This window comes from Spirilliplanes yamanashiensis (assembly GCF_016863475.1).
Lineage (GTDB): Bacteria > Actinomycetota > Actinomycetes > Mycobacteriales > Micromonosporaceae > Spirilliplanes > Spirilliplanes yamanashiensis.
On sequence record NZ_BOOY01000044.1, the window covers coordinates 40,051 to 52,406 of the forward strand.

Genomic DNA, 12,356 nt, shown 5'->3' on the forward strand with positions numbered 1-12,356 from the left:
GTCCGGGGCCCCGGTCCCTCCTGGGGCCCCAACGCACTGGCCGCTCCCAAACGCGCGATCAGACTCCGCTAGTCGTCGCCCGCAGCTCGGCGCCGCAGGTGATCGATATAGTCCGCACGGAGCACGCTGCGGCACCGAGGGCGCTTCCCCGCGTTGATGTCCTGGACATAGCCGGCCAGACGCACGGGGTTCTTGCCGGACCACCCGTGCGCGAGAGCCCAACCCTGCATCGCCTCACCGTTCAACCTGATGCCGGCGTCGTGAAGCGCCAGCAGGGTGCTGACGACGTTGTCCTTCTCGAAGCCGGCCGAGATGGTGTTGTTGTGATTCATCGTCCGCGTCAGGCTTTCCACCGCTTGGACGACCACCGGATCGATGTCGAGGGCGGAGTCGTCCCACGCCGATCCGTCACCGAGAACCGCTGGCCTTACGGCTGACACCCAGGGCCTGATCGCTTCATCGTTCCAGGTGATGACACACAGCGCCCGGATGCCGTGCCCGCCGTACTGGATCAGCTTCCCGATGTCTTCCATGTCCGCCCACGCCAGCAACACCGGACCCTTGCCACGTGTGAATCCGCCGCCCCTGCCGGTCACATGCTCAACGTCGGAGTGCTGCGCTACAAGGCGCTCCAGCGGGGCGCAATTCCGCAGGTTCGACTTCTGATAGGTCCAGACGGTCAGCGTGTCGCCGTTCTCCATGTGCTGGCAGCACCAGTCGATCGCCGCGTCTACTCCCTCGTCGTCGTAGCTGGCGATCGCCGTCGGGTAGTCCACGTGCCGATCAAACATCTCGCTCCCCTGCTCATCGGGCCTGGAAGGAGACTGTTAGCGCACCCACCGACAGCATCTGGCTACGTGGCGTTGCAGGGCGACACCTCATTCGCATGGTGGTTGGTCGTAGCGGCCGGCAGACGGCTGCGCCGCGCGGGCCCGGCTCACGACGCCCGCGCGGCGTACCCGACAAGGACTACTTGCTGGTGAGGAGCGCTTGCATCTCGGTGATCTCGGCCGCCTGATCCTTCTCGATGGTCGCGGCGAGGGCCTTGGCGTCGGCGTTCACTCCCTGCTGCTGCTCGGTCTTGGCCATCTCAATGGCACCCTTGTGGTGCTCGATCATCATCTCGAGGAACATCCGGTCGAACTCCGCGCCGCCGGCGGCGGCGAACTTCGCCATCTCCTCGGCCGTCATCATCCCCGGCATGGCGCCGCCGTCGTGACCACCGCCGTGGGTCTCCCCCGGCGGCATCGACGCGGCTGCGGCGCCCCAGTTCGCCAGCCACGCCGTCATCTGCTCGATCTCGGGCCCCTGGGCCTGCTTGATCTCCGCGGCGAGGGCCTTGATCTCGGGCCTGGATGCCTTGGTCTCGGCGGTGGTCGCCATCTCCAGGGCCTGCTGGTGGTGCGGGATCATGGACTGGGCGAAGGTGATGTCCGCCTGGCTGTGCTGAACGCCCGGCTGGGCGGACGCGCCGGCCGAGGGGGCGCCACCGGTGTTGTGGCCGCCGGTGGAGCTGCTGTGGTCGCCGCCGCCGCACCCGGTCGCGACGGCCAGGACTGCGACGGCGGTGACGGTGACGCCGGTCAGGCGGCGGCCGGACAGTGATCGCTTGCTCATGGTGAAAGGACTCCTCAGTTCATCAGCGGTGATGGACGCGCGCATGCCCGCACCGCGGGGCGCGCGGTGGGTGAGTGCGGGGTGAGGAGTCGGCCTAGATGCGCCAGACCGCGAGTGCGGCCCGGCCTGGCGGGCCGCAGCCGCTGCCGCCGCGGGCGTCCCGGTCGGCCGTCGCCGGGCTGTTCGCCGACGCCGCCGCCGGGATCGGCGGAAGCGCGACGAGCGGAGGCGGGGGCACCGCCGCGGCGGTGCCGGGCTTGGCCTGGCAGACCTGCCCGGGATGGCCGTGCGTGTCATCGGGGCAATCACCGGGGTGGTCACAGACCGGCTCGGTGGCCTGGTGCTGCGAGGCGGCGACGGCCACGTCAGCCGCGGCCGCGTGGTGAGCCGACGAGCCCACGGCTCCGGCGAACTGGTGCATGGTGACCAGCCCGACCAGGGTGGCCGAGAGCAGGAGCATCCGGGACCACCACGCCGGCCCGCGACCGCGGAAGCGGGCGGAAGGTTCGGAGCCGACGTGGGTCATCATCCGCAGTCTAGCCACGGGTCGCGCTCAGCCGAGGGACGCGAGCAGCTGCCCGCACGCCTCCCCGCAGACGCGGCGGTGCTCGGGCACTGTCGCGGCTCTCCGCCCCCGTCGTCGCCGGCACTGCAAACGGTCGGGCAGTCGCGTCGCAGCGCGCTGGCCTCTGTCGCCTGACCGACGAGTTCTGCGAACACTGCGGGACCACTGCCTCGGTGGCTGGTCGACCTGACCCCGCGTCGCAGACCACGAGGAGTGACTCCCGCCCCGTGCCGCCCGTCACGGCGACCCGCTCTTGATACCCCTGGGGGGTACGGGTAGAGTAACGTCAGCGGCGCCTCTCGAGCGCCCGCACGACCGCATCGAAGGGATGATCGTCATGGCGACGAAGACCTACACCGTGACTGGCATGACCTGCTCGCACTGCGTCAACTCGGTCGGTTCCGAGGTCAAGCAGATCCCCGGCGTCACCGATGTCCAGGTCGACCTGGGCAGCGGCGCCGTCACCGTCACCAGTGACCAGCCCCTCGACGATGCGGCCGTCGCCGCCGCCGTCGACGAGGCCGGTTACGAACTCGCGAGGTAGTCATGCGCACCCCCATCCGCCTCGGCGCCTTCGCGCTCGGGCTGGCGGCCGTGTTCGCGGCCTCGGTGGGGCTCGGCCGGCTGGCCGGGCCGACCCGGGCCGCGCCGGCCACTGACAGCCACAGCGGCGCCGCCGCCCACGGCGCCGGCTCCACGCCATCCGGCGACCCCGGCGCCACCCACCTGCCTGGCGGCCTTCAGGTCATCCAGGACGGCTACCGCCTCACCCCCGTGTCGGGCACCCTGGCAACCGGCGATCCGGAACCGTTCCGCTTCCAGATCCTCGGCCCGGACGGCGCCCCGGTCACCCGGTACACCACCACCCACGACAAGGACATGCACCTCATCGTGGTGCGCCGCGACCTGTCCGGCTTCCAGCACGTGCACCCCGCCCTCGACGCCGACGGCACCTGGTCGATCCCGTTCGCCGTCGGCGCGCCCGGGCAGTACCGCGTCTTCGCCGACTTCCAGCCCGCCGGCCACGCCGACGGCCTCACCCTCGGCGTCGACGTGCCCGCACCCGGCGACTACCAGCCGCAGCCCCTGCCCGCCGCCGCACGCACCGTCACGGTCGACGGCTACACCGTCACCCTCGACGGCGACCTGACGCCGGGCAGCTCGTCCACGCTCACCCTGTCGGTCAGCAAGGACGGGGCACCGGTCACGGACCTGCAGCCCTACCTCGGCGCCTACGGTCATCTCGTCGCGCTGCGCGACGGCGACCTGGCGTACCTGCACGTGCACCCCGACGGCACGCCGGGCGACGGGCAGACCGCCGCCGGTCCGCAGGTCACCTTCCACGCCGAGGTTCCCTCGGCCGGCACGTATCGGCTGTTCCTCGACTTCCAGCACGCCGGAACGGTGCGTACCGCGACCTTCACCGCGGTGGCGGGCACACCCGTTCCCGCCGCCGAGGCGCCCGCGCCGAGCCCGTCCGGGCACGGCGAGCCGGGCCACACCCACGGGTAAGGAGAGCTCCATGGCATCCGTCAAGCCGTTGCAGGCGGCACCGAACCTGATCGAGCTGTCGATCGGCGGCATGACGTGCGCCTCCTGCGCCGCGCGGATCGAGAAGAAGCTCAACCGCATGGACGGCGTCACCGCCACCGTCAACTACGCCACCGAGAAGGCCAGCGTCACCGTCGACGGCGACGTCACCGCCGACGACCTGATCGCCACCGTGGAGAAGACCGGCTACACCGCCGCCCTTCCCCCGCCACCGCAGCGCGCCGGCGACCCCGCCGAGCAGGCCCAACCCGCCGATGAGCTGCACAGCGTACGGACCCGGCTGTGGGTGTCGATCGCGCTGAGCGTCCCGGTGATCCTGCTGGCGATGGTGCCGGCCTGGCAGTTCACGTACTGGCAGTGGCTGTCGCTGACCCTCGCCGCGCCGGTCGTCGTCTACGGGGGGCTGCCGTTCCACAGGGCGGCGTGGACGAACCTGCGACACGGCGCCGCGACCATGGACACGCTGGTGTCGCTCGGCACGCTCGCGGCGTTCGGCTGGTCGCTGAGGGCGCTGTTCCTCGGCACCGCCGGCACGCCCGGCATGACGCACCCGTTCAGCCTCGACATCGGCCGCACCGACGGCGCCGCCAACATCTACCTCGAAGCAGCGGCCGGCGTCACCACGTTCATCCTGGCCGGCCGGTACTTCGAGGCCCGCTCCAAGCGCCGCGCCGGCGCCGCCCTGCGCGCCCTGCTCGAACTCGGCGCCAAGGACGTCACCGTGCTGCGCGACGGTACCGAGGTCCGAATCCCTGCCGACACGCTGGAGGTCGGTGACCGGTTCGTGGTGCGGCCGGGCGAGAAAGTCGCGACCGACGGCGTCGTCGAGGACGGCTCCTCGGCCGTCGACGCCAGCATGCTCACCGGGGAGTCCGTGCCGGTCGAGGTTGGCGTCGGAGACGCCGTGGTAGGCGCCACCGTCAACGCCGGCGGCCGGCTGATCGTGCGCGCCACCCGCGTCGGCTCCGACACCCAGCTGGCGCAGATGGCGAAGCTCGTCGAGCAGGCGCAGACCGGCAAGGCGCGGGTCCAGCGCCTGGCCGACCGCATCTCCGGCGTGTTCGTGCCCGTCGTCATCGCTCTGGCAGTGGGCACGCTCGGCTGGTGGGTCGGCAGCGGGGCGGGCTGGACGGCCGCGTTCACCGCCGCCGTCGCCGTCCTGATCATCGCCTGCCCGTGCGCCCTCGGCCTGGCCACCCCGACCGCGCTGCTCGTCGGCACCGGCCGCGGCGCCCAGCTCGGCATCCTCATCAAGGGGCCCGAGACCCTGGAATCGACCCGCACGGTCGACACCGTGGTGCTCGACAAGACCGGCACCGTCACCACCGGCCGGATGACCCTGGTCGACGTCACGCCCGCCGACGGCGAGGACGGCGAGGAGCTGCTGCGGACGGCCGGCGCGGTCGAGGCCGCCTCGGAGCACCCGATCGCGCAGGCCATCGCCCGCGCCGCGGCGGACCGCCACGGTTCACTGCCGGCGGTGGACGGCTTCGCCAACGCCGAAGGGCTCGGCGTACGCGGGACCGTCGCGGACCGCACGGTCGTCGTCGGCCGGCTTCCGCTGCTGCGCCAGGACGGGCTGACGATCCCGGCCGCCGTCGAACGGGCTCAGCAGGCCGCGGAGGCCGCCGGGCGGACCGCCGTGGTGGTCGGCTGGGACGGCCGGGCCCGCGGGGTGCTGGCCGTCGCCGACGTCGTCAAGCCGACCAGCCGGCAGGCCATCGCCGGCCTGCGCCGGCTCGGGCTCACCCCGGTGTTGCTCACCGGCGACAACGAGACCGTGGCCCGCGCGGTCGCCGCCGAGGTGGGCATCGACGAGGTCATCGCGGAGGTGCTGCCCGCCGACAAGGTGGACGCCGTCAAGCGGTTGCAGGCCGACGGCAAGGTCGTCGCCATGGTGGGCGACGGCGTCAACGACGCGGCCGCCCTCGCCCAGGCCGACCTCGGCCTTGCCATGGGCACCGGCACCGACGTGGCGATTGAAGCGTCCGACCTGACCCTGGTCCGCGGCGACCTCATGGCCGCCGTCGACGCGATCCGGCTGTCCCGACGCACGCTGCGGATCATCAAGAGCAACCTGTTCTGGGCGTTCGCGTACAACGTGGCCGCGCTGCCGCTCGCCGCGGCCGGGATGCTCAACCCCATGATTGCGGGCGCCGCGATGGCGTTCTCGTCGGTGTTCGTCGTCGCGAACAGCCTACGGCTGCGCCGCTTCACCACCGTGCAGTGACGGACCTGCGCCGCCGCCCCGCCCTGGGGGCGGCGGCGCGCCGGTTGTCAGGAGCGCACGAGACGCGCGATGGCCGTCGTCGCTTCCTTGATCTTCGCGTCCGGGTTGCCCTCGGCCGCCGCCTGCACCACGCAGTGCCGCAGGTGATCCTCCAGCAGCCCGACGGCCACGGCCTGCAGCGCCTTCGTCGCCGCCGAGATCTGCGTCAGGACGTCGATGCAGTACGTGTCCTCGTCCACCATCCGCTGCAGCCCGCGGATCTGGCCCTCGATGCGCTTCAGCCGCGCCAGCAGGGCCTGCTTCTCCGCGGAGTACCCGTGTGGACCCGCAGACGCCTCGTCACCCATGCCTCCGATGGTACCCCATACCGGTATCGGCTCAGTGCCGCCGAGGTCATCCGAGCTGTCCCCGCTCGGCGTACGATCAGGTCGAGGAGGCGCAGTCGCGAGCAACCGTTGGCCGCCGGGAGATCCGTCGACGGCGATCGCGCACGAGGTGACGCTCGCGAACGAAGGTGAAGCTACGGACGCGAACCCGCGCGGCAGCGGCTGCGGTGCTGACCCTGCTGGGCGCTGGATGCACCGGACAGGACGACGCTGCCCACAAGTCGGGCAGCGGAGGACGGGCGGCCAGCGCTCCGGCCGCCCCGTCGGCAGAAGTCGACCGGTACGCGTCGGTGCGCCGACCATGGGCGGTCGCACCACTGGCCGCCCGCGAACGCTGCCCGGTGACCCGCCACCGCGCACAACCAGATCCACGGCTCGCCGGCCTGTGGGGTGACGGACCCGCCCGGCCGGCCGGCCTCGGCCCGGGCGCGGTCCTCGAGTACATGGCCGCAGCCGCCTGGAAGGACGCGACCTGGGGCGGGGCGAAGGTCCTCTGGGCCGTCGACCCGGCGGTGACCGGGCTGGTGCTGATCCGCGGCAAGCGCCTCGACGCACCGGGCCAGGTGGCCTTCGAGGATCCGCCGACACCGGAGTTGGGCATCGACGTGGACCGGTATCAGGGGTTGTCCGGCGGCTGGAAGGACTACCCCAGCTACACGCGGCTCCGGGCACCCGGGTGCTACCTGTACCAGGTGGACACCGCGCAGGGCACGTCGACCGTCGTCTTCACCGCCCGCGGTCCGCAGATCTGACCTGCGTCGAGCCGAACATCGAACGCCCTGCTCGCCCGCGGTACCGACCGCGACGCCGCGCGGCGTGCGACTTCCATGCGCGAGGGCGTCCTCGCTGTCGCAGCGCCGGTCCCGACGGCGGCCTCTCCCCCACAGGCCTCGTGAGTCCACCGCATCAGTGCTGCGGCAGGGCGCGGCCGCGGCTGCGGAGCTCGGCGATGACGCCGGGCCGCTCCGGCCGCCACCCGCCGAGTCCGGGCCGGCCGGGCGCACCGACCTTGCGCACCACCGCCAGGGCCGAAGGTGGCACCCGCGGGCGCCGTCCCGGACGACGGGCCGGCGTCAGGCGGTGCCGAACCGGGTGCCACGACGCAGCGGATCCGTGTCGGAGAACTCGTACCCGACACGGTCGACGACGTCCGTCACGCCCGCGACCGTCGCCGCGAGCTGCACCACCGCCTCGGCGGTCGTGCGCCGCTCGACCCGCCCGTCCAGGGTGACGACACCGTCGGTGACCGTCACGTCGAGTGCGCCCGGTTCGGGCACGACGTGCCGCACCAGCTCCGCCACGTCCGCGCGGATGTCGGCATCGCCCCGCAGGTGGATCTTCAGCAGGTCGCTGCGGGAGACGATTCCCGCGAGCCGGCCGGTGTCGTCCAGCACGGGGAGCCGCTTGACCCTCCGCCGGTCGAGCAGCCGTGCCGCCGCGGAGATCGGCGTCCCGGTCGTGACGGTCACCGCGGGGCGGGTCATCAGCTCGCCGGCCGTGCGAGCGGCCGCCCGGGTCCGCCCGGCGCGCCGGTGCCGGCTCTCGAACAGCCGGGGGCGCTCCCCGCGGCCCGCCAGCTCCACCCGGTGCAGCAGGTCCGCCTCGGAGACGACGCCGACGACCCGGCCGGCCGCGTCCACGACCGGGGCCGCGCTGATGCCCCCGCCGGTCAGCACGTCGACCACCTCGCGGTACCGCATGTCCGAGGGGACGGTGCACACGTCCCCGGTCATGACGTCGGCCACGGTCCACTCCTTCATGACGGACCTCCTCTGGCGTGTCCTTCGTCAACCGTGCGCCGGGACGCCGGCGGCTCGCACCGGCCACCCGTCACGACGTGCGGGACCTCCGGTCCCCGGCCGGCGCCGCCGGAACGGGCCGTTGGGCCCTGGGCAGGGAGCTGCCCGATGCGTTCCGATGGGGATGACCCGTCCGCCGACGACTGGAGACGGCGATGAGCAGCCCGTGGAAGCCCGTCCTCAAGACTCCCGCGGAGCGGGCCCGGGCCAACCTGAGCCTGTACGCGTGGGCCCGGCACGACTTCACCTGGGAGCACGCCCGGCGCGACTGGCTGCACGGCCTGCCCGGCGGCGGCCTGAACATCGGCTACGAGACGGTGGACCGGCACCTGGGCACCGAGCACCGGTACAAGACCGCGCTGCGCTGCCTCGACCGGCGCGGGGTGACCACCGAACTGACCTACGCCGAGCTGGGCCGCAGCACCGGCCGCTTCGCCAACCTGCTCGGCCGGCTCGGGGTGCGTCGCGGCGACCGGGTCTTCCTGCTGCTGCCCCGCGGGCCCGACCTGTACGTCGCGGCGCTGGGGACGCTGCGCTTCGGCGCGGTGCTGTCCCCGCTGTTCCCCGCCTTCGGCCCGGAGCCGGTGCGCGAGCGGATCGATCGCGGCGACGGCGTCGTCCTGGTCACCACGCCCGAGCTGTACGCCGCCAAGGTGGCGCCGGTGCGCGACCGGCTGCCGGGGCTGCGGCACGTCCTGGTCACCGGCGACGACCGGCCGCCGGCCGGCACCCTCAGCCTCGGCGCCATGCTCGCCGGCGCCGACGAGCGGTGGGTCGTCGGCGCCACCGACCCGGGTGAGATGGCGCTGCTGCACTTCACCAGCGGCACGACCGGCCGGCCGAAAGGCGCGGTGCACGTCCACGAGGCGGTGGTCGCCCACTACGCGACCGCCCTGTACGCACTCGACCTGCACCCCGACGACGTGTTCTGGTGCACCGCGGACCCGGGGTGGGTCACCGGCACCTCGTACAGCATCGTCGCGCCGCTGGCCCACGGCCTCACGGTGGTCGTCGACGCCGGCGAGTTCGACGCGCAGCGCTGGTACCGCACACTGGAGCAGGAGCGGGTCACCGTCTGGTACACGGCGCCGACCGCCCTGCGGATGCTGATGCGCCACGGCACCACGCTCGCCCGCGGGCACGACCTGTCGGCGCTGCGGTTCGTCGCCTCCGTCGGCGAGCCGCTCAACCCGGAGGTCGTGGTCTGGGGACAGCAGGCGCTCGGCCGCCCCGTGCACGACAACTGGTGGCAGACCGAGACCGGCGCCATCATGATCAGCAACTTCGCGGGCCTGGAGATCCGGCCCGGCTCGATGGGCCGGCCACTGCCCGGCGTCGAGGTGGCGCTGCTCGATCGCGGCGAGGACGGCCGGGCCCGGCTCACGGACGGCCACGTCGGCGTCATCGCGGAACCCGGCGCCGTCGGCGAGCTGGCGCTGCGGCCGGGCTGGCCGTCGATGTTCCGCGGCTACCTGCACGAGCCCGAGCGGTATGCCCGGTGCTTCGCCGACGGCTGGTACCTCTCGGGCGACCTGGCCCGGCAGGACGCCGACGGCTACTTCTGGTTCGTCGGCCGGGGCGACGACGTCATCAAGTCGGCCGGGCACCTGATCGGGCCGTTCGAGGTGGAGAACGTCCTGATGGAGCACCCCACCGTGGCGGAGGCCGGGGTGATCGGCCGGCCCGACCCGGTGGCGGGTGAGGTGGTCAAGGCGTTCGTCACGCTGCGGCCGGGCGTCGAGCGCTCCGACGACCTGCGCCTGGAGCTGCTCGGCTTCGCCCGGCGCCGGCTCGGCGGGCTGGCGCCGAAGGAGATCGTCTTCGACGACCACCTGCCGCACACCCGCAGCGGCAAGGTGATGCGCCGGCTGCTGCGGGCGCGCGAGCTGGGGCTGCCGGAAGGTGACCTGTCCACACTGGAGAGCACACGATGACCCGGACCCCCACCGTCGCGGCCCGCACCGCCGGGCCCGGACAGCGACTGACCCTGCTGCGCCGCATGCTGCTCATCCGGCGGTTCGAGGAGCGCTGCGTCGAGCTGTACAGCGCGGCGCGCATCCGCGGCTTCATGCATCTCTACATCGGCGAGGAGGCTGTCGCCACGGGGGTGATGGCGGCGCTGACGCCCGACGACGCCGTCGTGTCCACGTACCGGGAGCACGGGCACGCGCTGGCGCGCGGCGTGTCGGCCGACGCGGTGATGGCCGAGATGTTCGGCCGCGTCGACGGTTGCAGCCGCGGTCGCGGGGGTTCCATGCACCTGTTCGACGCCGGCGCCCGGTTCTACGGCGGCAACGCGATCGTGGGCGGCGGACTGCCGATCGCCGTCGGGCTGGCGCTGGCGGACGCACTGACCGGCCGCCACGCCGTGACCGCGTGCTTCTTCGGCGACGGCGCGGTCGCCGAGGGCGAGTTCCACGAGTGCCTGAACCTGGCCGCGCTGTGGCGGCTGCCGGTCCTGTTCTGCTGTGAGAACAACCAGTACGCCATGGGCACCGCGCTCGACCGGGCGCAGGCCGTCACCGACCTCGCCCACCGCGCCGGCTCGTACGGCATGACCGCCCGGGCGGTCGACGGCATGGACGTCGAGGCCGTCGTGCAGGCGGCGCGCCAGGCGGTGCGGGCCGTCCGCGGCGGCCACGGCCCCCGCTTCCTGGAGCTGCAGACCTACCGCTTCCGCGCTCACTCGATGTACGACTCGGACCGCTACCGGGACAAGGCCGAGATCGCCCGCTGGAAGCTCCGTGACCCGATCGAGCTGCTCTGCGCCCGGATGCGTGGCGACGGCCAGCTCGAGGCGGCCGACCTCGCCGGACTCGACGCGGCCGTCACGGCCGACGTGGACGCCGCCGTCGCCTTCGCCGAACGGTCGCCGGCCGAGCCGGTCACCGACCTGACCCGGTTCGTCCACAGCGAGCGGCGGGGAACGCGATGACCACCATGACGTACCGCGAGGCGATGCGCGAGGCGATCCGGCAGGCGATGCGCGCGGACGACCGTGTCTTCCTGATGGGCGAGGACGTGGGCCGCTACGGCGGGTGCTTCGGCGTCAGCCTCGGCCTGCTGGAGGAGTTCGGCCCCGACCGCATCCGGGACACCCCGCTGTCGGAGTCGGCGTTCGTCGGTGCGGGCATCGGCGCCGCCCTCGGCGGCCTGCGGCCCATCGTCGAGATCATGACCGTCAACTTCAGCCTGCTCGCCCTCGACCAGATCCTCAACAACGCGGCGACGCTGCGGCACATGTCCGGCGGCCAGTTCGGGGTGCCGCTGGTGATCCGCATGACCACCGGCGGCGGCCGGCAGCTCGCCGCGCAGCACTCGCACAGCCTGGAGGTCTGGTACGCGCACATCCCCGGCCTGCGGGTCGTGGCGCCGGCCACCGTGGCGGACGCCCGGGGGATGCTCGCCACCGCCCTGGCCGACCCCGACCCGGTGATCGTCTTCGAGCACGGCGGGCTGTACAACGTCTCCGGTGAGGTGCCGGACCCCTCCCCCGCCGACCTCGACCGGGCGGCGGTCCGGCGGCCGGGCCGCGACGTCACCCTCATCGGCTACGGCGGCACCGTCCCCACCGCCCTCGCCGCGGCCGACCTGCTCGCCGCCGACGGCGTGGACGCGGAGGTCATCGACCTGCGCACCCTGCGCCCGCTCGACGACGCCACGCTCGTCGCCTCGGTGAGCCGCACCCACCACGCCGTCGTCGTGGACGAGGGCTGGCGCACCGGCAGCCTCGCCGGGGAGATCTCGGCCCGCATCACGGAGCAGGCGTTCTACGAGCTGGACGCACCGGTGGGCCGGGTCTGCTCCGCAGAGGTGCCGATGCCCTACGCCGCGCAGCTGGAACAGGCGGCGCTGCCGCAGCCGGCCGCCGTGCGCGCCGCGGCCCGGCAGCTGGTGGGCGTCGATGGTTGAGTTCCGGATGCCGTCGCTGGGCGCCGACATGACCGACGGTGTCCTGCTGGAATGGCTGGTCGAGCCGGGTGCGGCCGTCCGCAGGGGCGACGTCGTCGCCGTGGTGGACACCGACAAGGCGGCCATCGAGGTCGAGTGCTTCGACGCGGGCACCGTCGGGGAACTGCTCGTGGCTCCGGGCACCCGCGTGCCGGTCGGCACAGCACTGGCGACCATCGTCACGGACGGCGAGCCCCCCGCCCCCGCCGCCGCCCCGCCGCCCGCGGCACCCGCGGCACCCGCGGCACCCGCGGCAC

General features: G+C 73.2%; 14 protein-coding genes. 8 read left to right on the plus strand and 6 right to left on the minus strand.

Going from position 1 to position 12,356, the window contains the following annotated elements; translation table 11 throughout:
* Positions 1-68: 68 nt before the first annotated feature.
* The 3 genes from Sya03_RS30245 to Sya03_RS30255 form a co-directional block, all read right to left on the minus strand.
* Complete coding sequence (locus Sya03_RS30245; protein WP_203941872.1) at positions 69-776, minus strand: DUF1889 family protein; 708 nt, start codon at positions 774-776, stop codon at positions 69-71.
* A gap of 193 nt (positions 777-969) precedes the next feature.
* Positions 970-1,662: a DUF305 domain-containing protein gene (locus Sya03_RS30250; protein ID WP_239107965.1), complete on the minus strand. Its 693-nt coding sequence runs from the start codon at positions 1,660-1,662 to the stop codon at positions 970-972.
* A gap of 49 nt (positions 1,663-1,711) precedes the next feature.
* The gene (locus tag Sya03_RS30255; protein ID WP_203941873.1) at positions 1,712-2,077 is read right to left on the minus strand and encodes a DUF6153 family protein; all 366 of its coding nucleotides are present in this window, start codon (positions 2,075-2,077) and stop codon (positions 1,712-1,714) included.
* 442 nt (positions 2,078-2,519) lie between these two features.
* On the opposite strand from Sya03_RS30255, the gene Sya03_RS30260 reads away from it, so the two are divergent.
* Genes Sya03_RS30260 through Sya03_RS30270 form a run of 3 tightly spaced genes read left to right on the plus strand, consistent with a single transcriptional unit; the run spans position 2,520 to position 5,963 of the window.
* Positions 2,520-2,726, plus strand: a complete 207-nt coding sequence (locus Sya03_RS30260; RefSeq protein ID WP_203941874.1) for a heavy-metal-associated domain-containing protein — start codon at positions 2,520-2,522, stop codon at positions 2,724-2,726.
* Between the two features lie 2 nt (positions 2,727-2,728).
* The gene (locus Sya03_RS30265; RefSeq protein ID WP_203941875.1) at positions 2,729-3,694 is read left to right on the plus strand and encodes a DUF8832 domain-containing protein; all 966 of its coding nucleotides are present in this window, start codon (positions 2,729-2,731) and stop codon (positions 3,692-3,694) included.
* Positions 3,695-3,704: 10 nt separating this feature from the next.
* On the plus strand, positions 3,705-5,963 hold the full coding sequence (locus Sya03_RS30270; protein ID WP_203941876.1) for a heavy metal translocating P-type ATPase: 2,259 nt from the start codon (positions 3,705-3,707) through the stop codon (positions 5,961-5,963).
* A 47-nt stretch (positions 5,964-6,010) separates the two neighbouring features.
* Here Sya03_RS30270 and Sya03_RS30275 read toward each other — a convergent pair whose 3' ends face one another.
* On the minus strand, positions 6,011-6,310 hold the full coding sequence (locus tag Sya03_RS30275; protein ID WP_203941877.1) for a metal-sensitive transcriptional regulator: 300 nt from the start codon (positions 6,308-6,310) through the stop codon (positions 6,011-6,013).
* Between the two features lie 206 nt (positions 6,311-6,516).
* On the opposite strand from Sya03_RS30275, the gene Sya03_RS30280 reads away from it, so the two are divergent.
* Entirely contained in the window at positions 6,517-7,101 is a 585-nt protein-coding gene (locus Sya03_RS30280) for a hypothetical protein (protein ID WP_203941878.1), read from the plus strand.
* A gap of 154 nt (positions 7,102-7,255) precedes the next feature.
* Here Sya03_RS30280 and Sya03_RS31695 read toward each other — a convergent pair whose 3' ends face one another.
* Positions 7,256-7,390: a hypothetical protein gene (locus Sya03_RS31695; RefSeq protein ID WP_275411494.1), complete on the minus strand. Its 135-nt coding sequence runs from the start codon at positions 7,388-7,390 to the stop codon at positions 7,256-7,258.
* Positions 7,391-7,422: 32 nt separating this feature from the next.
* A complete protein-coding gene (locus tag Sya03_RS30285) occupies positions 7,423-8,109 on the minus strand; it encodes a CBS domain-containing protein (RefSeq protein WP_203941879.1) in 687 nt (228 codons plus the stop codon).
* A 194-nt stretch (positions 8,110-8,303) separates the two neighbouring features.
* On the opposite strand from Sya03_RS30285, the gene acsA reads away from it, so the two are divergent.
* From acsA to Sya03_RS30305, 4 genes are all read left to right on the plus strand, one after another.
* Positions 8,304-10,082: an acetate--CoA ligase gene (gene acsA, locus Sya03_RS30290; protein WP_203941880.1), complete on the plus strand. Its 1,779-nt coding sequence runs from the start codon at positions 8,304-8,306 to the stop codon at positions 10,080-10,082.
* On the plus strand, positions 10,079-11,083 hold the full coding sequence (gene pdhA, locus Sya03_RS30295) for a pyruvate dehydrogenase (acetyl-transferring) E1 component subunit alpha (RefSeq protein WP_203941881.1): 1,005 nt from the start codon (positions 10,079-10,081) through the stop codon (positions 11,081-11,083). Before acsA ends, pdhA begins: the two co-directional genes overlap by 4 nt.
* Entirely contained in the window at positions 11,080-12,060 is a 981-nt protein-coding gene (locus tag Sya03_RS30300; protein WP_239107966.1) for an alpha-ketoacid dehydrogenase subunit beta, read from the plus strand. Before pdhA ends, Sya03_RS30300 begins: the two co-directional genes overlap by 4 nt.
* The coding region (locus Sya03_RS30305) for a biotin/lipoyl-containing protein (RefSeq protein ID WP_308442171.1) at positions 12,053-12,356 on the plus strand (304 nt) is incomplete at its 3' end. The genes Sya03_RS30300 and Sya03_RS30305, both read left to right, overlap by 8 nt.

Excerpts from the sequence above, each read along its gene's own strand:
- Sya03_RS30250 (WP_239107965.1), bottom strand. The coding sequence starts at position 1,662 with ATGCGCGCGTCCATCACCGCTGATGAACTGAGGAGTCCTTTCACCATG.
- Sya03_RS30255 (WP_203941873.1), bottom strand. The coding sequence starts at position 2,077 with ATGCTCCTGCTCTCGGCCACCCTGGTCGGGCTGGTCACCATGCACCAG.
- Sya03_RS30260 (WP_203941874.1), top strand. The coding sequence starts at position 2,520 with ATGGCGACGAAGACCTACACCGTGACTGGCATGACCTGCTCGCACTGC.
- Sya03_RS30265 (WP_203941875.1), top strand. The coding sequence starts at position 2,729 with ATGCGCACCCCCATCCGCCTCGGCGCCTTCGCGCTCGGGCTGGCGGCC.
- Sya03_RS30270 (WP_203941876.1), top strand. The coding sequence starts at position 3,705 with ATGGCATCCGTCAAGCCGTTGCAGGCGGCACCGAACCTGATCGAGCTG.
- Sya03_RS30275 (WP_203941877.1), bottom strand. The coding sequence starts at position 6,310 with ATGGGTGACGAGGCGTCTGCGGGTCCACACGGGTACTCCGCGGAGAAG.
- Sya03_RS30285 (WP_203941879.1), bottom strand. The coding sequence starts at position 8,109 with ATGAAGGAGTGGACCGTGGCCGACGTCATGACCGGGGACGTGTGCACC.
- acsA (WP_203941880.1), top strand. The coding sequence starts at position 8,304 with ATGAGCAGCCCGTGGAAGCCCGTCCTCAAGACTCCCGCGGAGCGGGCC.
- pdhA (WP_203941881.1), top strand. The coding sequence starts at position 10,079 with ATGACCCGGACCCCCACCGTCGCGGCCCGCACCGCCGGGCCCGGACAG.
- Sya03_RS30300 (WP_239107966.1), top strand. The coding sequence starts at position 11,080 with ATGACCACCATGACGTACCGCGAGGCGATGCGCGAGGCGATCCGGCAG.